Source organism: Methylobacterium sp. Leaf465, assembly GCF_001424705.1.
Lineage (GTDB): Bacteria > Pseudomonadota > Alphaproteobacteria > Rhizobiales > Beijerinckiaceae > Methylobacterium.
Window position 1 is genome coordinate 74,124 of sequence record NZ_LMRA01000048.1, and the last position, 19,280, is coordinate 93,403.

Below are 19,280 nucleotides of genomic sequence, written 5' to 3' on the forward strand. Positions count from 1 at the left end.
GGCCAGTGAACAACGAAAAGGCGGTGCAGGGTCATCCATCGGCCAGGGCCGACACACTGCAGGCACAGGTCTAACGTCAGCGCCTATCGCAATCCATGGTCCGCGCAATGGTTCCGACGCCTTCGCCGTCATGCTCGACAGCGCGTGAGCGACGCGCCGACGGGCGTGGGATAGGGAGGCGTGACGCGGCAGAACCCGCGATGGACACGGCTTCGAACTGCTTCGCAACCCCTACGCGGTCGAGGATCGATTCCGGAACCTCCGACGCGCGGTGGCGCATGCCGCGAATCATCGGCGCCACGGGTGAGAGCGCGCTCGTGATCGGACGCGGATGAACCGGAGCGACCGGCTCCGGGTTGACGTGCAACAGGGCCGTGCGAACGACGAACGCCATGGGACGTCCTCCCCCGGCGTGCGGCCCAACCATTGGGATACGAAAAATGAGCGACGGTGCGACCGCCAGCGACAGCCCCTTCATTAAGGGCCGCAATGCCCGCCTCTACGGCAGGCAGCGCGAAAGTTGCCCCTATGCCGAGGGAAGCGAGGACCGAGCCGCCTGGATGCAGGCGTTCGACGAGGCCTCCGACGATCGTCCGGAAAGCGAAACCGGTACGATCGATCCCCAATCGTCCGTCAAAGCCTGAGCCGGGCCTATCACCCGGTGCTCTAAGAACCGGCGGCTCGGCACCCGAGCCTCGAACCGAGGCAGACCGACGCCTCGGTTCGAGTCATCCATCCAGACTCCGGCGACCGAGTTGCAGGTAGCTCGGGTTGAATTCGGCCAATTCGCTGAGGGTGGCCCAGTCGAGGATGGTCAGCCGCTTGCCGGACAAGGCGATGAGCCGCTGGCGGCGAAGGGCCTGCAGGGAACGGTTGACGTGCACGTTCGACAACCCGACGGTGACAGCGATGTCGCTCTGCGTGAACGGTAGTTCGTAGGTCATCCCCCGAGTCAGTCCCACCGCGTTGAGGCGCAGGTGCAGTTCGCAGAACAGATGCGCGATGCGCTCGACGGCCGTCCGGCATCCGATGTTGACGATCCACTCGCGGAGCGTGGCCTCGTTGACGAGGATACTCATCCGGAGGGCCTGCCGGATGGCCGGGTGTTGCCGCAGGATCGCCTGCAGGGCATCCGCGTTCACGCGCGCCACACGGCAGGGTGAGAGCGTGCTCACGGCGTGATCCATCCGATTGATGAGGCCGGCTTCCAGGTTGCAATGGTCACCGGGGACCAGGAAGGCGGTGATCTGCCGTGCACCGTTCTGACGGAACTGGTTGCGACAGGCGAACCCCTTCACCACGATCAGAACGCCGTCGGCGGGCTCTCCCTCGCGCAGGATGTCGGTATGAGCGGGGTAGTCCCGCGCGGTCGTCGCCAGACGTGACAGTGCATTCCGATCCTCCGTCGACAAGTCCTGGAACGCTTCGAGCTTCTGTATCAGCGCAGACGCGGGCGACTCCATCATGGGGACGAGGACGCGATCGCCGGACGTTTGACTGCTGAGGGCCTGTCCCATGTCACACACTCCCGATCGCAAATTCGTCGTGGGCACTCACGACGTCCCAGGGGATCGTGGGCTTCGCGAGCCAAGCCGCGTCGCCGAAGCCCCGCGTGATCGGATCCTCGCGATGGCAGGTCGTTGGCAGAACGAAGGTCACACTGTGCCTGGGGAAACACCGAAAGGGCTTTGAACGGTCGCCATCCTGACGCCGTGGCTCGATGACGGGCGGATCGACGCGTTGGCGCCTCCGAAGCGCCTCGGTCGCCGCCGCCGTCGTCAGCGGGCCGGCAACGCGAGAAACGGCCTTCCGGAGGATTTCGTACAAGTCGAGGGGGAGAATCGTGTCGCTTTCGGCGACCGGCCCCCGTGATGTTCCGGCTTCTTCCATCACTCGACCCTGTTTTCGAGACGGAGCCAGATCCCAATCAGACCCGGAACACAAATAAGCCCCTTATCCATTATCGATGCAAGTGCAGTATCGATGCAAGTGCAGTTGCCGATTTCGATCCGCAAGATTCGATGCGTCAACTGTGTGTGCGATACGAAACAATCATTTGTTAGACGTAGAGATCTGTCCAAAATCTATTACACGTAAAGGTGTCGCGCTGATGTGATGGATCAGCCACGGGATATGCAACTTAGGATAGATGCACAACCGCGGCTGTTCCGTGGGCCGGAAATTCAGCGACCGCCATCGCTCCGCGCCATGGCGCTCACCGGCAAATCATCCGCCAGTATCGATGAAAAACGACATGTTGGTTTATGCATTCTGCACTTAAGGATCCATTCAGTCTTCTGTTCAAATCAAGCGCCGAAAGTCGATGATTGCATTGCGGTTCGCATGCGGACCCATGAGTTTCGGTCGGAGAGGGTCAGAGGATCTCGAATGGAAATTGCACGCCTGCTTCACACCTTCGCGGGTCCCGTGATGGCCCTCGTCGGCACGCTGCCGTCGTGGCGGCGGCCCGCCGCACCTCCCCCGGTGCTGGAGGGACCGGTTGAGCGGACCTACGACTTCCCGGCGCTTCAGCCGCGGGAATCCGCGTATTGGCCTGAGCGCTCACACATCCTGTCGGGCAAGCCGGAGCAGACGGCGACCTACGTCTACAGAAGCCCCGACGGCCTGTTCGCCGCCGGCATCTGGACCTGCCAGCCCGGCAAGTTCCGCATCGACTTCGGCCGGGCGGAGTTCATCCAACTGATCGCGGGCGTGGTGACGGTGACGGACGCGGAGGGCGTCGCGAAGACCTACCGGGCCGGCGATGCTTTCGTCACGCCGGCGGGCTTCTCCGGCACCTGGGACGTGATCGAACCGGTCAAGAAGCACTTCACCTGGTACGGTCCCGAGCCGGTCTGGTAGGGCGGCCTCGCGCCCTACTCGGCGGCGTCGGTGATCCGGAAGCCTTCGATGCCCTGGCGCTCGGGATTGATCGCCGCCAGGGCGCGCTTGGCAGCTTCCAGGGGGTGTTCGGCCTCGATTCGCACGGAGGAGAGATCCGGGCTCTTGTAGACGGTAACGATGGTATCCATCACCTCGGTCAAGGTCGTCCGCTTGTCTTCCGGGGCCGCGATCAGCAGTTGCAGCCCCCACGCCTGATAGAGATCGACCAGGGCCTGACTGTTGCGCACGTCGAGCTTGGAGAACGCCTCGTCGAGAAGGCAGAGGCCGAGGCCGGGGTTCTCGTCGCCGGGTCGGTCGCCCGGATAATACGCCGAGGCGAGCGACGCCGCGATGGCGACGTAGAAGGGCGCCTGCGCTTCGCCGCCCGAACCTCGCAGCGCGCGGTTCGACATCGTGGTGCGGTTTCCCGCCCGATCGCGCATGCCGATCTCGTAGACGAAGTAGTTCCGGTAGTCCGCGAGGCGCGCGGCGCTCTCCTCACCGGCGATCAGGGCGGTGATCTCGTCGATCGCCGCCGCGAGCGGACCATCGGGAATCGCGCCGCCCTCGTCCGGCAGGATCGCCTGGGCCGCATCCGGCGAGCGGGCGACCTCTGTCGCCAGGGCATGGACGGCGGCGTAGCGCCGATCCACCTCGGCCTCGAAGGCATAGGTCTGCCCCGTGAAGGTCTGGCTCGACAGGCGCTCGTTGAGGGCCTCGAGCCGGGCGCGTACGCGCTCGAACTTGTCCGCGAGCCGGGTCAACAGGTCTTCGATCATCAGGCGGCGCATCTCGCTCTCCGCCCGCCGCGCCTGATCCCGGTAGCGCCGCAGTTCGTGGCTCGCCACCTCGTCATGGGCCCGCTTCGCCCAGCCGTAGCCGAAGGAGGCCGGCACGTCGCTCGCCCCCAGCGGATTTTCCACCCGCCACTGCACGCAGTACTCGGCGAGGTCGCGCTCGGCCGCCCTGCCCTGCGTTCGCGCCGTCTCCGCCGCTTCACGGGCTCGCGCACGCCCGGTATTGGCATGACTCGCCAGCGCCTTGGCGTCGAGATCCGCACGCTCGGCACGCAGCGTCGCGAGCGCCTTCGGGTCGAAGGCGTCCGGACGCACGAGCCGGATGCGCATGCTGTCGCCGCCGGCCCAGCGCTGATACGCGGTCCGGCGCGCCTGGAGCGCAGCACGGGCGGCCTCGTGGCTCGCCGCAACCTTGGCTTTCAGGCCGGCCTCCTCGCCCAGCAGCAGGTCTCGCTTCGGCTCCAGCACCTGGACAAGCTCGGTGAGATAGGCCGAACGCTCCTTAGCGAGCTCCGCGAGCTCGGCCTCCAAGACGCCGGTCTCGGCCCGCTCCACGCTCTCCCGCTCCGTGGTCAGGCTGCGGCGTCGGCCCTCGATCGCGTCCGCCTCGGCGCGCAATTCAGCGAAATCCAGGTTCGTTTCGGACAGGCGGCGCGCGAGGGCGGCCCCGATCCGGGCCGCTTCCCGCAGGACATCGGCCTCTGCCCGGGCTCGGCGCGCCTCGGAGACCGCTTGCTCCCAATCCTGGCGGCTCTCTGCGGTCGGACCCCGGTGGCCCCGGGTCATCATGAGCTGGACCGGGCGCACCACCGAATAAGCCATGCCCGAGGTCGAGCGCCCGCTCGGGGCCACGGCCCGGCTCATATGCGCGAGGGCCGCGTCGTTCGGGGCGAGATCGTAGCCGCCAAGGCGCGCCCCGAGGAAGGCCTGCGCGTGGGGATCGGCCGTCTCGATCAGTGCGAGCGGACCCTCGTCGTCGCGCCCGCCGCGCCGCCGGGCCGTATCGGTCGTCTTTACCAGGAGACAGCGGTAGAACTGGCTCTTGCGCGCTTCGAGATGCGCGAACGCTTCGTTGAGGCGGTCCGGTTGCACGACAAGCGCCTCGCGGGCGCCGCCGAGGAGGCCCTCGAGGGCCTGCCCCCATTTTGGATCGATGATCTCGGCCAGCTCGCAGATCGGTGTCGCCACGATGCCGAGGCGGGACAGCTCTTCGCGGAACGCCGCCACGTCCGAGGACAGACGCGGCGCCGCCCCCCGCCCCGCGCTCGGTGCCGGCGCGCGGGACTGCGCCTCGTTCTCGAGGGCGCGGGCCCGCAGGGCCGCGTCCTCCGCCGCCCGCTCGAGGGGCGCGGCGATCGGGGGCATTCCAGCCAGTCCGGCGATCAGCGCGGCGAGCGGACCGTCCGACCGCAGGGTTTCTTCCGGATTGGCCTCGCGTCGCAGACCCGATCGGGCGCAGGCCTCCACCAGGCGGGCGGCCTCCGGCGAAACCTTGCGGATTTCGCCGAGGATCACCGCGAGCTTGCCGGTATCGAGGACGATTCCGACCAGTTCGGCGACCCGGGCGGCCAGGTCGCGTCGGTCGCGGGCCAACATGGCGAGGCCGGCGTTCGAGGCGGCGAGGCGCCCCTCGGCGGCGGTTCCGGCGAGCAGCGCCTTCTTACCCGCGATCTCGCCGTCGATTTCGCGCACGAAGCCCTGGCTGGTGGCGACGCTCTCGCGCGCGATGCGCAGGCGCTCGGCGACGTCCTTGAGGGTCTGGCGGGCGGTCACGGTGTCGATGATGCGCCGACGCAGGTCCGCATCAGCGGCGCGCAGGTCTCCGAGAACCGTGGCGAGGCTCGCCTCGGCCCAGGTCTCGTAGCGCCCGACGATCCGGGCGAGGTGGGCGAGGCGCCGTTCCAACTCCTCGATGGTCTCGAGGAGGCGCCGCCAGGTCTCCACCGATTGCCGGATGCGGGCGACGTCCAGGGGCTCGGGTTCGAGCACGAAGGACCGGACGAAGGCGGACGAATCGAAGATCGGCTTGAACGCCACGGCGTTGGAGAAGGTGCGCAGGAAGTGGCGCGGCTCCGGCACCGCCGCGCCCTCGCGAAGGTTTCCGAGGAGTTCGGCGGTGAAGCGCTCGCCGGACGCTCGGTACTCGTCGAAGGTGCTCCCGCGGGTGCGCAGGTCCTTGGCGATCTCGGCCCAGGGCGCGACGAAGCTTCCGCCCGGCGCCTCACGGACGTAGTCGGCGACCTCGAAGCGGTGGCCGACATGGACGAAGCGGGACAGGGTCGTCTCGCGGCTGTCTTCTGCCCGGGCCGCCAGGGCGAGCCCGGCGGAGACGACGCGCCCCGTGGTCTCGTTCTCGAAGACCAGGACGATCAGTGTCTCGCAGGCTTCACGGGTGGGGCGTCCGCCCTCGGCCGGATCGCTGATCCAGCCGAGGCAGTAATCCCGCACGGTCCGGGCGCTGCGTCCCGAGGCCGAAGCGTTGAGGGCGAGGCGGCTGGCATTGTTGCCCGCCAGCACCGTGCCGACCGCATCGAAGATGGTCGACTTGCCGGCCCCCGTAGGTCCCACCAGCGCAGCCGCGCCCCGGATCCGAATCTGCTCGCGGCGGATCAGGTACCAGTTCGAGAGGACGATATCGGTAAGGCGGTACACGGCCGGCGCTGACGATCCCGAGTTCGAGAAGACACCCCTCGCATGAACGCTGAGCGTCCGGGATGCAAGCCGGCGGGGCCGCCGGCCTGGGGACGCGGCACCGCTGGGCGAGAGTCGGGACGATCCCACGCTCCCCGCGCCGCGTCGCGTCGTGGGTGGCCGCGGAGTTGGGACTGGCGAGGGAGGCGATTAATGCGGCAATCTCCTTCAAGGCGATGTTGCGCTGACTCAGCGAGAGGGGGCGGTGGACCCGGAAGAACCCGGCGTCCAGGACATCGGCCGGCGCCGTTGGGTCCTCCGAGCGGATCGTCGTTACCGCTCGATCGCGCCTGTTCCGGGCGCATCCCGCGATGGTCGCGCCGCCGGGCGACCGGAACCGATGCTCGAAGGCTGGAAGCCAGGGGATTGCGAGGACAAGAACGCCCTCGACGCGGTGGGCGATCGACTCTCACCCGGGATGCGCAGCCTCCTCGATTTCCTCGGCAAGCGCGTGCGGATCGACGCCTCAGACCTCACGCCTCCTCGTCGCCGCGCGCAGCCCCCCAGGCTCGGACCTGATCCATCCAGGCGTCCGGCGACAACACCGCGATCCCGGGCATCACCATCAAGGGTGTGATCTTCTCGACCTTGTCGCGTTCGCCCAGGCGCAGGGCCCCCTTGCGCGCGAACAGACGGAGGATCTCGGTGAGTCGGGCCTCTTCCGGCGGATCGCTGCGCGTAGCGGTGCGGATCGATTCGACGATGTCGTCGGTCGTGCATTCCACGACACCCTCGGTGGTCACCCGGTGGGCACGCAGGCCTTCCTCGTAGGCGAGACGCAGGGCGAGCAAGACCAGAGTCTCGTCCTTGCGCAGGCGCTCGGCCTGGGCATCGTGACGGACGCCCTCGGGCGGAACCCGCAGGCACACCATCTGATCGCGATGCATCACGTCGAACTGGTAGCCGAGGCACGCGAAGTAGGCTTGGAAGAAGGGCGCGTAGTGCCGTGCGAGCTCATAGGAGCGCCCGATGCCCGGTGTTCCGGCGTAGACGCATTGGCTCTTCAGGAGGACCTGAAGCGCCCGGGTCAACTCCTCTTCCGAAGGCGCGCGGGCTCCGGGCGGCGGCAAGTCCTCACCGTCGACGATGGCGCGAAACGATTCGAGCATGGCTGGCCTCGCGGTCGCGGGATCTGCCCGCGCCGGCCGGTGTCTCTAGCGCCTCGCGGCGACGCGCGCCAACGGTCGTGGCCGCGAGCGGGTCCGCGAGAGTGCGACGCCAGTTTCGCGATGTCGTTCAAACCGCGACGGCCGGCGTCGCACGAAAGAGCGAGAGGCAGGCCGTGTCGCGGTGCATGCTGAGGATCGAAGCGCGGTCGAGCGAGGGATTCGCCGCGAGAACGCGCTGGACCTCGGAAACGATCGCCTCGTAGCGGGCCGGATCGTAGTTCGGCTCCAGCGGGCTGACCGCAATGTAGGTCTCGACCACCAGGACCCGCTCACAGCGCTCCCGGCCGACTTCCGCGGCAATCCAAGCGGACTTGATCAGGCATTTGGCGCTGGTCATGGACGAACGCTCCCGCAGTCTTCTCGAATTTCGCGTCGCATCGCGCGAATGAAATCCAGCGGAGCATGAACCCCTCACAGTATTTTGCCAAGGCCTGGGATTAAACCGGGATCATCAATTCAACCGATCGCGACGAACGCCGTTGCGCAGAGAATTCGGCCGTGAAGGCAGCATAGCCGCGACCGGACTCAGACGGCTCCGGATCTAGCGGCGCAGCGCCGGCGCCCGCTCCAGCAGGAAGTCCGGGCAATCGAGCCAGCCATTCGACACCCGACCCTCCATCCGCGAAAGCCGATAGCGGCCGCGCAGGCTCCCGTCGAACAGGACGTCGATCTCCCGCAGGCGCTGGAACACGACGAAATCGTCGACGTCGGCGATCCGGATCTGGGAGCCCCGGATGGTGCGCTCCGGCCCGAGCCGTGCCTCGATGAAGGCCACGATCCGCTCGGGCGTGACCGCGACGCGCTCCCGGAACGCGTCCTTGGCGGCGATGAAGGCTTCGATGACGGGATCGATCTCGATCTCGGGCAACGGCTCGGATTCGATCGCCGCCCGGCGCAGGCGCGGTGCGTAACAATGCGGCTCGCCGATCGGGGGGCGGAACAGCGAGACCTGGGGATCGGGCAGGCCGGCGAGGTCGTCATCGCCACCAGCCACCGCGCGCAGGGCCGCGGCCGTGCGCTCGATCCGGTCGGAATCCCGATGGTCCAGGTAGCGCAGCGTGGCGGCGATCCGGCGCTCGAGCCGGGCGACGATGTCGGCGACCACGTCGAGGTGGCGATCGAGACCCTCGAAGATCGCCAGGATCTCGGCCAGATCGCCGCGGACGGCGCGCTCGGCCGTCTCCCGGTCGGGCGCCCGCCCCTCCCGGAGACCCGCATCGGTCAGGGCGCGCAGGGTGAGGGGATCGCGCAGGGCACGGCCGGCCTCGCGCACGATTCCCGACCGGAAGCGGAAAGGATTGAAGCGGGTGTGCAGCGTCCGGTAGTCGCTGACGAGGTGCCGCGCGACGAACTCCTCGAAGTAGAGGCGCAGGGCGACGCCCTGATCCGCCTCGCGCAGGATGCGCTCCTCGCTCTTGCGCATCGATCCAGCCAGGCTGCGCAGATGACTGAGGAAGGTACGGGCCGACTTGGCCGCGTTGACCAGGGCCTCGGACCTCTCGGCGGGGTTGGCGATCGCGCTTTCCAGGCTGCCCAGCACGTCGAGGACGGCACCGCCGTAGGAGCGCCGCTCGCCCCTGTCGAGCCGCGCCAGTTCCTCGATGACCATCCGGGCCTCGGGGTCGAACTCGACCACCGGAACATAGCGCTCCCGCCGCTCCACCAGCCAGCCGGCATCGAGAAGGCGGCGATAGACGACCGAGCGGCGCTCGCTCGGTTCCACCGTGCCGGAGGCGTCGTCGTCGATCTCCCGGTCCACGAAATCGGCGGCGAAGTCACCGATCGCCGTCAGAAGTTCGCTCTTGCGCAGGGGTTCGGCGGTGTCCCCGAAGACCCGACCGTGCAGGTGCAGCAGGAGCGCCGCATTGAAGGCCCGGCTCGGCGAGGCGAGCGGCTTGAACAGATCGTCGGAGAGGTGTGTGAACAGCATGGCGAAGCCGGCAGAGATCAGCCCTGCCCGGCGCGGAGAGTCAAATCGCCGGAGGGGTGGCGCGCGGATCGCCCTGAACTCAGGACGCGAACCGCGCGTTGTCCACCGGTCGTTCGCTTTCTGCGAAGCCAGTTGTTTTCGTGGAGTTTGCGATGTCTGTCCGCCGCCGGAGCACTCTGCTCCTCGCCCTGTCCGTTCTCGCTCTGCCGCTGGCGTCCGGGGGGCCGGTCCATGCACAACCGGCCTCGGACGGAACCGGCGCCGGGTTCGCCCAGCCGCAGCCGGGGGCGATGCGGGGATCCAAGATGATCGGCCTTCCGGTGGTGGGCATGGACCATGTGCGGGTCGGATCGATCGAGGACGTTCTCATCGGCGACGCCGGGAAGGTCGAGGCGGTGGTGATCGGCGTCGGCGGCTTCCTCGGAATCGGCGAGAAGCTGGTGGCAATTCCCTACGACTCGCTCGCGTGGAACATGAAGGACGTTCCCCTCACGCGTGGGCCGACCTCGGTGGTCACGCCCGAGACGAAGCCCAGCACCGAGGCCGCAGCCCGCGTACAGCCCGAGACCATGCCGGGGGCCGACACGACGCGCGAGGTCCTGGGCGCCGTCCAGAACAAGCACACCGATCAGGTCACGGCGACCACCGGCACGGTCGACGAAAACCGGAAGGCGCCCGCCGATCGCGCCACGGTGCTGGCCGGCGGTGTGCCCGTCGAGGCCGAGATCCGCATGACCAAGGCACAGCTCAACGCGGCGCCGGCCTTCCAGTACGGAGCGGCCCGCCAGGCCGATAAGTAGCCGTGGAGAGCACGATGACGATGACCCGAACTCTCACCACGAGTGCCTTCCTGTGGACGGCAACGCTCGGAAGTGCGCTCGCCCAGCAGACCAATCCGGCCCCACCGATCCCGGAGACGGGACCCGCCGGCTCGAATTCCGCCGCCGCCAACGCGGCGGCGACGAATTTCAACTGGATCTGGCTGAGCCTCGTCATCGCGGTCGTCGCGCTGGCAGTCTGGTACGTCGCCCGGCGCCGGCAATCGGGAAACATCCGCTGAGAGCACAACGCCCGTCGATCCGATCGGCAATTCGTGAACGCCGTTTCCACGAGAGGGCAACGGCGTTCATCGAACCGACAGCTCACGACGCAGATGCTCTGCCCATTCAGCCGGGCCCGAGGGGCTCAGAAATCGGACGAGGTTCACCACATGACACAATCCAAATTCATCCTCGCCACCTTATCACTTTTTCTCTCAGCCTCAGCGGTGCTGCCGGCCCTTGCGCAGTCTGACGCAGCGATTCAGCGCCGCGACAACGGGCGAGCGGCTGCGGAGCGCCGCGATCTGAACCGCGCTGAGCAATCGAGCGCCGATGATCGCAGGTCCGTCGGGACGGACCGGGCCAGGGAATACCATGATGGCGCAGTCTTGCGCCGAGACGAACGGCGCGGAGACCGAGCCGCCATCGCGCGGGATCAGGCGGCCGTCAACCAGGACGGGGCAGGTCTGCGCAGAGACAATCACGCTGCGGCTGTCGGTCGGAGTGCCGTGAACCGAGATCGTGCCAGGGCCGATCACGGCGCCGCCGTCGTCCGTCGCGATCGGCGCTGATTAGATGAGAGCGCCGGGCAATCGCACGATTGCCCGGCAGATCGATCCGGGAAACCGTCCTGCGGCACCGTTCGGACCGCAGGTGTGACGAGGTGCGGCCCGGAGGACTCGTCGTTCGTACGAGCGGCGGGTCCAGCGACTACTCAGCGACGCCTTCCACGACGTTCACGAAGCGCGCGCTCAGGCCCTCACACCCGGGGCACCACGGCGAGCGGTAGAGGCCGTAGGCGAAGAAGCACCCGGCGAAGTTGGCGTAGCCCGTCGGGCCGGCGTAATCGACGATGAGCTTGTCATCGACTCTCACCTTCAGCAGGCCCTCGCCGCCGGCCCCATCCGCGAAGTCAATGGCGACCGCATAGGAGCGATCCCGCTGCAACGGGACGACGGCCTCCGGTCCCAGATCGACGTGGCGGCCTTGTTCCTGAGATCCGGCCGTGGGGAAGGTGGCGAGATCGACGTAGAGGACTTCATCCCGAGCGTGAGGGGCCTGCGGCCTGACCCCGATCGAGAAGGGCGGATTTCGCCAGCGCTCGCCCGGGCTCGGGCGTGCGTTGTATTGGCTGACGATGCACCAATCGTGCGTCATCAGCAGGCCCGGGAGAACGTTGATCGTGAAACTGGCCCGCATCGTTTTTCCGGGTGGATGAACATCGCGTCGACTTGCGTCGAAGACCGCCATCGCCCGGGCCGGCGCGTCCCGCAGCCGGCCCGCGTAATGACGCGCTTCATTCGCGGAAAGGTCACCCTTCTGGATGCTGAAGGTTCGCACCCTTCGGCCATCAGACAACTCGTCCCTGCACGCCCCTCGGGTGACAGGGAGGTCGAACCGCCACGCCGGCAGGATGAACCGGACCCCGTGACCGTCTTCCAGGATCTCCTCGCCGTCGGTGTGCTCGATGAACTCGGTCATGATTCACCGATAGGCCCTGGAGCGAGATGGCGGCAAGGCACTCGACGTGGCGCCGTCCGCATGCCCGCATCGCATCCCGATCGGTGTCAGGGCGCGCACCCTGCGCGACGCATTCTCGTCGCGCATCGCCGCAGCCGGCAGGCTTGCGGGAGCCGGCGTCACCCGTCTCGAAGAAAAGATCCATGAACGATTGCCCCGCCCGGAGGGCAGCTCGACCCGACGCTTTCCCCGATAATCCGGCTTCCCCGTACGAAAGCTTCGGCCCTACTTGCTCGCGTTGGGGAAGAACAGCTCCTTGCCCTCGATCTTGTAGCTCGCGATCGCCGCCTGCCCCTCTTGTGAGATCAGCCAGTCGATGAAGGCTTGGCCCTCCTTCGCCTTCACGTTCGGATGCTTGGCCGGGTTCACCAGCATCACCCCATAGGGATTGAACAGGCGCTTGTCGCCCTCGACGAGAATGGTGAGATCGCCGCGATTCTTGAACGCGAGCCAGGTCCCGCGGTCAGCCAGGAGGTAAGCGTTCAGGGCCGAAGCGGTGTTGAGGGCCGGTCCCATGCCCTGGCCGATGTCGCGGTACCAGTCGCCCTTGATGTCCGCGAGATCGACGCCGGCTTCCTTCCAGGTCCGCAACTCCGCACTGTGGGTGCCGGACCGGTCGCCGCGCGAGACGAAGGGAGCCTTGGCCACCGCGAGCTTGCCGAAAGCCGCGACCGCGTCGCCCCCACGGACACCGGCCGGGTCGGGTTTCGGTCCGATCAGGACGAAGTCGTTGTACATCACGTCCCAGCGCTTCGTGGCGAAGCCCTCGGCCAGGAACTTCTCCTCGGCCGGGCGATCATGCACCAGAACCACGTCGGCATCGCCCCGGCGGGCCGCGTCGAGGGCCTGTCCGGTGCCGAGGGCCACGACCTTCACGGCGATGCCGGACTTCGCCTCGAAGAGCGGCAGCAGGTGCTTGAACAGGCCCGATTGCTCGGTGGACGTGGTGGAGGCAACGACGATGGAAGCCGGTTCGGCTCGGACGCCGGATGCGGCACCGAGCGCGAACAGGAGGCCGAAGGTCAGGAGGCCGCGGCGAAGGATGTCCAAGGAAGTTCTCCGGTGATGTAGGCCCGCGTTTCGGGGGCCCGGGGCGAGGTGAGAAGCGTGCGGGTCGGCCCCTGCTCGACGGCCCGCCCTCGGGCAAGCACGACGACGTCGGCGGCGAGCCGCGTGACCTGTCCGAGATTGTGAGAGACGAGCACCACCTTCGTGCCCTGCCGGGCGATCTCGGCGATCAGGCCCTCGACGAGTTCGGTGGCGCCCGGATCGAGATTGGCGGTCGGCTCGTCGGCGAGGAGGAGATCGGGTTCGACCGCCCAGGCCCGCGCGAGGGTGAGGCGCTGCTGCTCGCCGCCGGAGAGGCGGGTCGCCGGCGCCGAAGCCCGGTCGCCGAGGCCGACGCGCGCCAGGGCAGCGTGGGCGCGCCGCGTCCGCTCGGTCCGCGACAGGCCGAGGGGCGTCAGCGCGAGGGCGACATTGGCGAGCGCGCTGGCCCGCAGGAGAGCCGGGCGCTGGAAGACGAAGGCGCGCCGCACAGGGCCGGCGGCGACGATCCGCACCGATCCGGCATCGGGTGCGAGCAGGCCGTCGATGACGCGCAGCGTGGCGCTCTTGCCGGCGCCGTTCGGCCCGATCAGCGCCGTGATGCCGGCGGCGGAAATCCCGGCGCTCAGGCCATCCAGGATAGTGGTGCCGTTCCGGGCGAGCGCGAGGTCGCTGAGTTCGATCGCGGGCATCGGCTCAGCCGTAGGCGCGCGCGGCGTGGGCGCGCAGGGTCGCCGCCAACGCGTTGATCAGGATGACGAGCCCGATCAGCACCAGCCCGAGCGCGAGGGCCAGACTGAGGTCGCCCTTCTGGGTCTCCAGAGAGATCGCCGTGGTCATCGTGCGGGTGTGACCATCGATGTTGCCCCCGACCACGAGGACGGCGCCGATCTCCGAGATCGCGCGCCCGAAGGCGGCCAGGGCCGTCGTCACGAGGGAGAAGCGCGTATCGTGGATCAGCGCGAGCGCCCGGCGCGGGGCCGACAGTCCGAGCGAACGCAGTTGCTCACCGAGATGCGCCTCGGCATCGGCGACCACCTGCCGAGTGAGCGCCGCGACGAGAGGCGTCGCCAGTACGGCCTGGGCCGCCACCATCGCGCCCGGGGTAAACAGGAGACCGAGCGACCCCAGCGGGCCGGAGCGCGACAGCACGAGGTAGAGCACCAACCCGACGATCACCGGGGGGAGCCCCATGAAGGCGTTCAGCAGCCCAACGAGGACCGATCGCCCCGGAAACATGGCGACCGCCAGAAGGGCCCCCACCGGGATCCCGATGCCGAGCCCGATGCCCACGGCGGTGAGGCTGACACGCAGGGAAAGCCACGCGATCACGAGGACATCGCGGTCGAGGGTCACCAGACGCGAGATCGTCTCCTGAAAGGTCTGAAGCATCGTCACCGGGCTGCATGGGGCCTCGCGGGATGATACGGGGGAGCGGGAAAGATCAATAGGAAAGACTTTGCCGATGCGCGTATCGACGCCTCTCACGCTGCAGGCCGATGGCGATTGGAACGGTCTCGCGCTGCGGCCGACCTTCGCCATGCTGCACGCGCTTTCCACCTCCACCTCGCTGCTCGTCGCCGCGCGAAGACTCGGAGTTTCCTATCGTTCGGCCTGGAGCCGGATCTCGGACCTCGAAGCCGCCCTCGGACAACCGGTGGCGATCAAGACCAAGGGGCACGGCACGGTGCTCACACCGTATGGCCGTACGCTCCACGCGACGCTGTCAGAGATGTACGATCGGCTCGGCCCCCTTCTCGCCGCCGAGGCGGACCGGATGACGGAGGCCTTGCGCAGGCTGGAGGCCCGTCAATTGCCCCCCCTGAGGCTCGCGGCGAGCCACGATCCGCTGCTTCTGGGTGTCGTCGAAGCCCGGGCGGACGTCGAGCTCGCGATCGCCGGAAGCCTCGACGCTCTGTCGCATCTTCGTACTGGGAGCGCGGATGCGGCGGGCTTCCACTACGGCTCCGAAGGTCCGGCCCCGGATCCCTTCGGTGCCGTGTTCCGCGATCCGGACCTCCACGTTCGACCGTTGTTCCGGCGTCAGCAGGGCCTGATGCTTCCGCCCGGCAACCCGCACGGGGTCACCGGCGTCCGCGACATCGCCCGCCTGGACCTGCGCTTCGTGAACCGCCAGCGGGGTGCCGGGACGCGCATCTGGTTCGAACGTCTCTGCGCCGAGGCCGGTTTGGAGAGCCGCGCGATCCGGGGGTCGCAGACCGAGGAATTCACCCATCAGGCCGTCGCCGCGCTCATCGCCACCGGCACCGCGGATGTCGGCATGGGGACACCCGCGATCGCCGAGCGCTTCGGCCTCGCTTTCCAGTCCCTGGGCTGGGAAACTTACTTCCTGGCCGCCCGCACCACCATTGACGAGGCGTTGTTAACGCAATTGACGGAGGCCGCCGGACGAGCGGCGTCCGTCACCCTCGGCTACCAGAGCACGGCGTGCGGATAGAAGGTGAGGATGTCGCCCGCGGCCACGGCCGTCACCGTTTCGTCGAGTTCGACGAGGCCGTCGCTCTCCGTCAGCGACGAGAGCACACCGGCACCTTCGCGGGGGTACTTCACGGCCTCCAGGACGGCATCGGGCCCGAGGGCGACGCTGACGCGGACAAATTCGCGCCGGCCCACCTTCTTGCGATAGGCGAAGGCGGCCCGAACGGGCTGGCCGAGGGGTGCAACGTCGTTTGCGCCGCCCAGGCGCGCGAGGAGTGGGCGCACCACGAACAGGAGCGTGACGTAGACGGCACCGGGATTGCCCGGCAGCCCGACGAATGGCGTACCGTCGACAACGCCCATTGCGACCGGACGGCCGGGCTTGATCGCAAGGCGCCAGAACATCAGCGCGCCGACCGCCTCGACGGCGGCCTTCACGTGGTCCTCCTCACCGGTGGAGACACCGCCCGAGGTCAGGATCAGGTCATGATCCCGGGCCGCTTGCCGCAGGCGCGCCGCGAGGGCATCGGGTTCATCGCGCAGGATGCCGAGATCCGCGACCTCGGCTCCGAGGCGGGCGAGCAGGGTCGCGAGCATCACGCGGTTCGAATCGTGGATTGCGCCGGAGGGAAGCGGCGCGCCCGGCTCTGTAAGTTCGTCGCCGGTGGAGAACAGGGCGACCCGCAGGCGCGTGCGCACGGCGATTCGGTCATGGCCGGAAGCGGCCGCGAGGGCGAGATCCTGTGGCCGCAGGCGCCGCCCAGCCGGGATCGCGCAGGCCCCGCGGGCGATGTCCTCACCGGCGTCTCGAGCGTTGGCGCCGCGTTTCAGCCCGGGGGGCAGCACGACGACGTCGCCCTCGCGGCGCACGTCCTCCTGCATGAACACCGTGTCGGCCCCGGGCGGCATCGGAGCCCCGGTGAAGATCCGGATCGCGCCGCCAGCGCCCGAGATTTCCTCCGCGGCCGTCCCCGCGGGGAGCCGACCGCGGACCGGGAGCCGCGTCTCGCCCTCCAGGCTGAGGTCACCGTGGCGGATCGCGTAGCCGTCGACGGCGGAATTCGGGAATGGAGGCACGTCATGGAGCGCCAGGACGGGCTCGGCCGCCACGCGTCCATCGGCCAGCCCGAGCGGCAGCCACTCGGTCCCGGCCAGGATCGGCAGGCGCTCGCCGATCAGCGCCACGGCGTCTTCGATGCGCATCAGCGCACCGCCGAACGCGAAGCAGTCGTCGGTCAACTGGGCCATGGTCCCTCCAGGTGCGCCAGCGCCGTCTCCAGCGGTTCCGACAGGGCGAGGACGAGGTCGGCGATTCGCGCGATGGCGTCGAGATCGACGATCGGCACCGGAGCATCCGTGAAGGGCTGGTCGCTCGCGACCGCCACGATCCGGGGATCGTCGGGGTAGATCGGCGGCTTGCCGTTGGCGGCGCGGTGGACCTCGAGCTTGGCATGCACGTCGCGCTTGAAGCCCTCGACGATGACGAGATCGCAGGGCGAGAGCCGGCGCAGGAGCTCGCCAAGCCGCGCTTCCCGCTCGGCGCCGATCTCGTGGATCTGGACCCAGCGCCGCGACGACGACACGATGACCTCGGACGCCCCTGCCTCGCGATGGACGTAGGAATCCTTGCCGGGATGATCGACGTCGAAGGCGTGGTGCGCGTGCTTGATCGTTGCGACCTTCACGCCGCGCGCCGTCAGCAGCGGGATCAGCCGGGACAGGAGCGTGGTCTTGCCCGCGCCGCTCCAGCCCGCGAGGCCGATGACCCGGGCGGGATTCACGGCGCCTCCGCGGGCGAGAACCCGGCTTCGCTGAGGAGGGCGCGGGTCTCGGGATCGCGCAGGCAGGCGAGGAAGGCGGCGAGTGCCGGCCGTTCGCGGTGCTCGGCGCGGTAGGCGAAATCGTAGCGCTCATCGGCGAGCGGCAGAAAACCGAGGCCGTAGGCCCGCGCCACGGTGGCGATGGCGACGCCCCAATCAGCCCGCCCCTGGGCCACTGCCGCCGCCACGGCGTTGTGCGAGCGCGGCTGATTCCAGAACCCGGGCGGACGGGCGCCCTTCAGGAGGCCGTCGACCAGGGCGCGGGTGCCCGAGCCGGTATTGCGGTTGACCATCACGATCTCGGGTTCGGCCAAGGCCGCGGCGACAGCCTCGTCCGGCAAGCAGCCCTCGAACAGGGGATGGCCGGGCTTGAAGACAACGCCCTGCAGGCGTCCCCAGCCTTCGGCCAACTCCAGTCCGGGCCCGAGGAACGGCCGGTTGTAGATGCCCGTCTCGGTGTCGAGGAGATGCATCGCGGCGAGGTCGCACTCCCCCCGGGCCAGTGCGGCGAGCCCCCCGGCCGAGCCGACCCAGATGGGACGTGCACGAAGTCCGTGCTCCGCGAGTCGCCCGATCACCCTGTCGAGTCCGACGCAGTGACTGCCGATGATCGTCAGATCCGGCGGCCGGACGCCGGCACCGAGCCGGGTGACCGACACGGTTTCCCCGGCCTCCAGGCCGGCCCGGGCGGCGGGAACCGCGAAGAAGCCGTCGGCCTGCGAGAACGCAGTCACCGAGCCGGATCCCTTGGGCAGCGGCAGGGCGCGCAGGCCGCCCTCCGTCTCGGCCAGGGCGGTCATCACGAATTCCGTGCGCCCGCGCTCGGAGGGCACGCGCTGAGGCAGGATCGCCGTGACAAAGGTGTCCTCCCGCGGCGCCAGGCCGGCCATCGCCCGCACCAGCGGCACCACGACGTCGTGGAACGTGAACATCGCCGACGTCGGAAAGCCCGGCAGGACGACCACGGGCGTCTGTCCCGCGACCGCGAGGCAGAGGGGCTTCCCGGGTTTCAGGGCGACCCCATGCACGAGGATGCCGGGTTCGCCAAGGCGCTGAAGGATGCGGTGCGAGACGTCGCCGGCCCCCTTCGAGGTCCCCCCCGACAGGACGACGATGTCGCTGTCGGCGATGGCGGTGCGGAGGGCAGCGTCCAGGGCGGCCTCGTCGTCGCGAACGATACCGAGTGGCCAAACGGTGCCGCCGTTCTCGCTGACGGTCGCGGCCACGATCGGCCCGTTGGAATCGTAAATCGCCCCGGGCTTCAGCGCCCGGCCCGGCGCCACCAGTTCGTCGCCGGTCGAGAGAATCGCGACCCGGGGCCGGCGGACGACGTCGACGGCGGCGAGGCCGCAGGCGGCCAGCATGCCGATCTCGCGCGCGGTGATCGGCATGCCCTTGCGCAGGACCGTCTCGCCCGAGGCCATGTCGGCCCCGGCATAGCCGATGAACTGGCCCGGCCGGGCCGGACGGATGAGGTCGATCGCGAGGCTGTCGGGGCGGAACTCGGTCTGTTCGACCATCACGACGGCATCGGCGCCGCGCGGGACGACTCCGCCGGTGGCGATCGGCGTCGCGGTGCCGGGGGGCACGGCCATGACCGGCGCGACCCCACAGGCGAGGATCTCGCGGTTCAGGATCAGGCGCCGCGGCCGCGCCTCGTCCGCGCCCTCGGTATCCGCAGCGCGCAGGGCGAATCCGTCCACGAGGGCGCGATCGAAGGGCGGCACGTCGATGGGCGAGGCGACGTCGTGGGCCAGGACGCGCCCGAGTGCGTCGACGAGAAACACGGTCTCGGGCGCGAGGGCTGCGTGCGGCACCGCCGAGCGGAAGCGCGCGAGGGCCTCTTCCCGGCTGACCACCGTGAGGAATTGCTCCTGGCGCGCGGCCTGCGCCAGCCGGTCCAGGAAGGCGTCTTCCGCGGCGGTGTCGGTGGGCACGGCGTC

General features: G+C 68.8%; 19 protein-coding genes. 5 read left to right on the forward strand and 14 right to left on the reverse strand.

Annotated features, from left to right (window positions below; all coding sequences use genetic code 11):
- Positions 1-76: 76 nt before the first annotated feature.
- Complete coding sequence (locus tag ASG51_RS24450; protein WP_156389828.1) at positions 77-394, reverse strand: hypothetical protein; 318 nt, start codon at positions 392-394, stop codon at positions 77-79.
- A 46-nt stretch (positions 395-440) separates the two neighbouring features.
- Between ASG51_RS24450 and ASG51_RS22235 the strand changes: the two genes are divergently transcribed.
- Positions 441-644 carry a ribosome modulation factor gene (locus ASG51_RS22235; RefSeq protein WP_056219272.1) on the forward strand — a complete coding sequence of 68 codons (204 nt, stop codon included), beginning with the start codon at positions 441-443 and terminating at the stop codon, positions 642-644.
- Positions 645-728: 84 nt separating this feature from the next.
- Here the strand turns inward: ASG51_RS22235 and ASG51_RS22240 are convergent, their stop codons facing one another.
- Entirely contained in the window at positions 729-1,517 is a 789-nt protein-coding gene (locus tag ASG51_RS22240) for a Crp/Fnr family transcriptional regulator (protein WP_244472743.1), read from the reverse strand.
- 871 nt (positions 1,518-2,388) lie between these two features.
- Here ASG51_RS22240 and ASG51_RS22250 point away from each other — a divergent pair.
- Positions 2,389-2,862 (forward strand): cupin domain-containing protein, encoded by a 474-nt coding sequence (locus ASG51_RS22250; protein WP_056219264.1) that lies wholly within the window; start codon positions 2,389-2,391, stop codon positions 2,860-2,862.
- 14 nt (positions 2,863-2,876) lie between these two features.
- Here the strand turns inward: ASG51_RS22250 and ASG51_RS22255 are convergent, their stop codons facing one another.
- The 4 genes from ASG51_RS22255 to ASG51_RS22270 form a co-directional block, all read right to left on the reverse strand.
- Complete coding sequence (locus tag ASG51_RS22255) at positions 2,877-6,332, reverse strand: SbcC/MukB-like Walker B domain-containing protein (RefSeq protein ID WP_056383100.1); 3,456 nt, start codon at positions 6,330-6,332, stop codon at positions 2,877-2,879.
- A 512-nt stretch (positions 6,333-6,844) separates the two neighbouring features.
- Entirely contained in the window at positions 6,845-7,480 is a 636-nt protein-coding gene (locus tag ASG51_RS22260) for a DUF4194 domain-containing protein (RefSeq protein ID WP_056219257.1), read from the reverse strand.
- 127 nt (positions 7,481-7,607) lie between these two features.
- The gene (locus ASG51_RS22265; RefSeq protein WP_056383103.1) at positions 7,608-7,877 is read right to left on the reverse strand and encodes a hypothetical protein; all 270 of its coding nucleotides are present in this window, start codon (positions 7,875-7,877) and stop codon (positions 7,608-7,610) included.
- Between the two features lie 204 nt (positions 7,878-8,081).
- Positions 8,082-9,470: a Wadjet anti-phage system protein JetA family protein gene (locus tag ASG51_RS22270; protein ID WP_056383105.1), complete on the reverse strand. Its 1,389-nt coding sequence runs from the start codon at positions 9,468-9,470 to the stop codon at positions 8,082-8,084.
- Positions 9,471-9,622: 152 nt separating this feature from the next.
- Here ASG51_RS22270 and ASG51_RS22275 point away from each other — a divergent pair, with 152 nt between their 5' ends.
- Positions 9,623-10,270: a PRC-barrel domain-containing protein gene (locus tag ASG51_RS22275; protein WP_056353476.1), complete on the forward strand. Its 648-nt coding sequence runs from the start codon at positions 9,623-9,625 to the stop codon at positions 10,268-10,270.
- A 14-nt stretch (positions 10,271-10,284) separates the two neighbouring features.
- A complete protein-coding gene (locus tag ASG51_RS22280) occupies positions 10,285-10,530 on the forward strand; it encodes a hypothetical protein (protein ID WP_244480234.1) in 246 nt (81 codons plus the stop codon).
- 201 nt (positions 10,531-10,731) lie between these two features.
- Here ASG51_RS22280 and ASG51_RS22285 read toward each other — a convergent pair whose 3' ends face one another.
- From ASG51_RS22285 to ASG51_RS22305, 5 genes are all read right to left on the reverse strand, one after another.
- Positions 10,732-11,049, reverse strand: coding sequence for a hypothetical protein (locus ASG51_RS22285; RefSeq protein WP_056383107.1), 318 nt, complete (start codon positions 11,047-11,049; stop codon positions 10,732-10,734).
- A 172-nt stretch (positions 11,050-11,221) separates the two neighbouring features.
- Entirely contained in the window at positions 11,222-11,992 is a 771-nt protein-coding gene (locus ASG51_RS22290) for a hypothetical protein (protein WP_056383109.1), read from the reverse strand.
- A gap of 264 nt (positions 11,993-12,256) precedes the next feature.
- Positions 12,257-13,081 carry an extracellular solute-binding protein gene (locus ASG51_RS22295; RefSeq protein WP_056383111.1) on the reverse strand — a complete coding sequence of 275 codons (825 nt, stop codon included), beginning with the start codon at positions 13,079-13,081 and terminating at the stop codon, positions 12,257-12,259.
- Positions 13,054-13,770 carry an ATP-binding cassette domain-containing protein gene (locus ASG51_RS22300; RefSeq protein WP_056383113.1) on the reverse strand — a complete coding sequence of 239 codons (717 nt, stop codon included), beginning with the start codon at positions 13,768-13,770 and terminating at the stop codon, positions 13,054-13,056. Before ASG51_RS22300 ends, ASG51_RS22295 begins: the two co-directional genes overlap by 28 nt.
- A 4-nt stretch (positions 13,771-13,774) precedes the next feature.
- The gene (locus ASG51_RS22305; RefSeq protein WP_056383116.1) at positions 13,775-14,470 is read right to left on the reverse strand and encodes an ABC transporter permease; all 696 of its coding nucleotides are present in this window, start codon (positions 14,468-14,470) and stop codon (positions 13,775-13,777) included.
- A 73-nt stretch (positions 14,471-14,543) separates the two neighbouring features.
- Here ASG51_RS22305 and ASG51_RS22310 point away from each other — a divergent pair, with 73 nt between their 5' ends.
- Positions 14,544-15,536 (forward strand): substrate-binding domain-containing protein, encoded by a 993-nt coding sequence (locus ASG51_RS22310; protein ID WP_056383117.1) that lies wholly within the window; start codon positions 14,544-14,546, stop codon positions 15,534-15,536.
- Here ASG51_RS22310 and glp read toward each other — a convergent pair.
- From glp to ASG51_RS22325, 3 genes are read right to left on the reverse strand one after another with little or no spacing between them, the layout of a single operon-like run.
- Positions 15,512-16,765, reverse strand: coding sequence for a gephyrin-like molybdotransferase Glp (gene glp, locus ASG51_RS22315; RefSeq protein WP_056383119.1), 1,254 nt, complete (start codon positions 16,763-16,765; stop codon positions 15,512-15,514). The two genes, ASG51_RS22310 and glp, sit on opposite strands and share 25 nt — an antisense overlap.
- Positions 16,753-17,298, reverse strand: coding sequence for a molybdopterin-guanine dinucleotide biosynthesis protein B (mobB, locus tag ASG51_RS22320; RefSeq protein ID WP_056219221.1), 546 nt, complete (start codon positions 17,296-17,298; stop codon positions 16,753-16,755). The genes glp and mobB overlap by 13 nt, the downstream gene beginning before the upstream one ends.
- Positions 17,295-19,274: a molybdopterin biosynthesis protein gene (locus ASG51_RS22325; protein ID WP_200941370.1), complete on the reverse strand. Its 1,980-nt coding sequence runs from the start codon at positions 19,272-19,274 to the stop codon at positions 17,295-17,297. The genes mobB and ASG51_RS22325 overlap by 4 nt, the downstream gene beginning before the upstream one ends.
- Between the last annotated feature and the right edge of the window lie 6 nt (positions 19,275-19,280).

Excerpts from the sequence above, each read along its gene's own strand:
- ASG51_RS24450 (WP_156389828.1), bottom strand. The coding sequence starts at position 394 with ATGGCGTTCGTCGTTCGCACGGCCCTGTTGCACGTCAACCCGGAGCCG.
- ASG51_RS22235 (WP_056219272.1), top strand. The coding sequence starts at position 441 with ATGAGCGACGGTGCGACCGCCAGCGACAGCCCCTTCATTAAGGGCCGC.
- ASG51_RS22240 (WP_244472743.1), bottom strand. The coding sequence starts at position 1,517 with ATGGGACAGGCCCTCAGCAGTCAAACGTCCGGCGATCGCGTCCTCGTC.
- ASG51_RS22250 (WP_056219264.1), top strand. The coding sequence starts at position 2,389 with ATGGAAATTGCACGCCTGCTTCACACCTTCGCGGGTCCCGTGATGGCC.
- ASG51_RS22260 (WP_056219257.1), bottom strand. The coding sequence starts at position 7,480 with ATGCTCGAATCGTTTCGCGCCATCGTCGACGGTGAGGACTTGCCGCCG.
- ASG51_RS22265 (WP_056383103.1), bottom strand. The coding sequence starts at position 7,877 with ATGACCAGCGCCAAATGCCTGATCAAGTCCGCTTGGATTGCCGCGGAA.
- ASG51_RS22270 (WP_056383105.1), bottom strand. The coding sequence starts at position 9,470 with ATGCTGTTCACACACCTCTCCGACGATCTGTTCAAGCCGCTCGCCTCG.
- ASG51_RS22275 (WP_056353476.1), top strand. The coding sequence starts at position 9,623 with ATGTCTGTCCGCCGCCGGAGCACTCTGCTCCTCGCCCTGTCCGTTCTC.
- ASG51_RS22280 (WP_244480234.1), top strand. The coding sequence starts at position 10,285 with ATGACGATGACCCGAACTCTCACCACGAGTGCCTTCCTGTGGACGGCA.
- ASG51_RS22290 (WP_056383109.1), bottom strand. The coding sequence starts at position 11,992 with ATGACCGAGTTCATCGAGCACACCGACGGCGAGGAGATCCTGGAAGAC.
- ASG51_RS22300 (WP_056383113.1), bottom strand. The coding sequence starts at position 13,770 with ATGCCCGCGATCGAACTCAGCGACCTCGCGCTCGCCCGGAACGGCACC.
- ASG51_RS22305 (WP_056383116.1), bottom strand. The coding sequence starts at position 14,470 with ATGCTTCAGACCTTTCAGGAGACGATCTCGCGTCTGGTGACCCTCGAC.
- ASG51_RS22310 (WP_056383117.1), top strand. The coding sequence starts at position 14,544 with ATGCGCGTATCGACGCCTCTCACGCTGCAGGCCGATGGCGATTGGAAC.
- glp (WP_056383119.1), bottom strand. The coding sequence starts at position 16,765 with ATGGCCCAGTTGACCGACGACTGCTTCGCGTTCGGCGGTGCGCTGATG.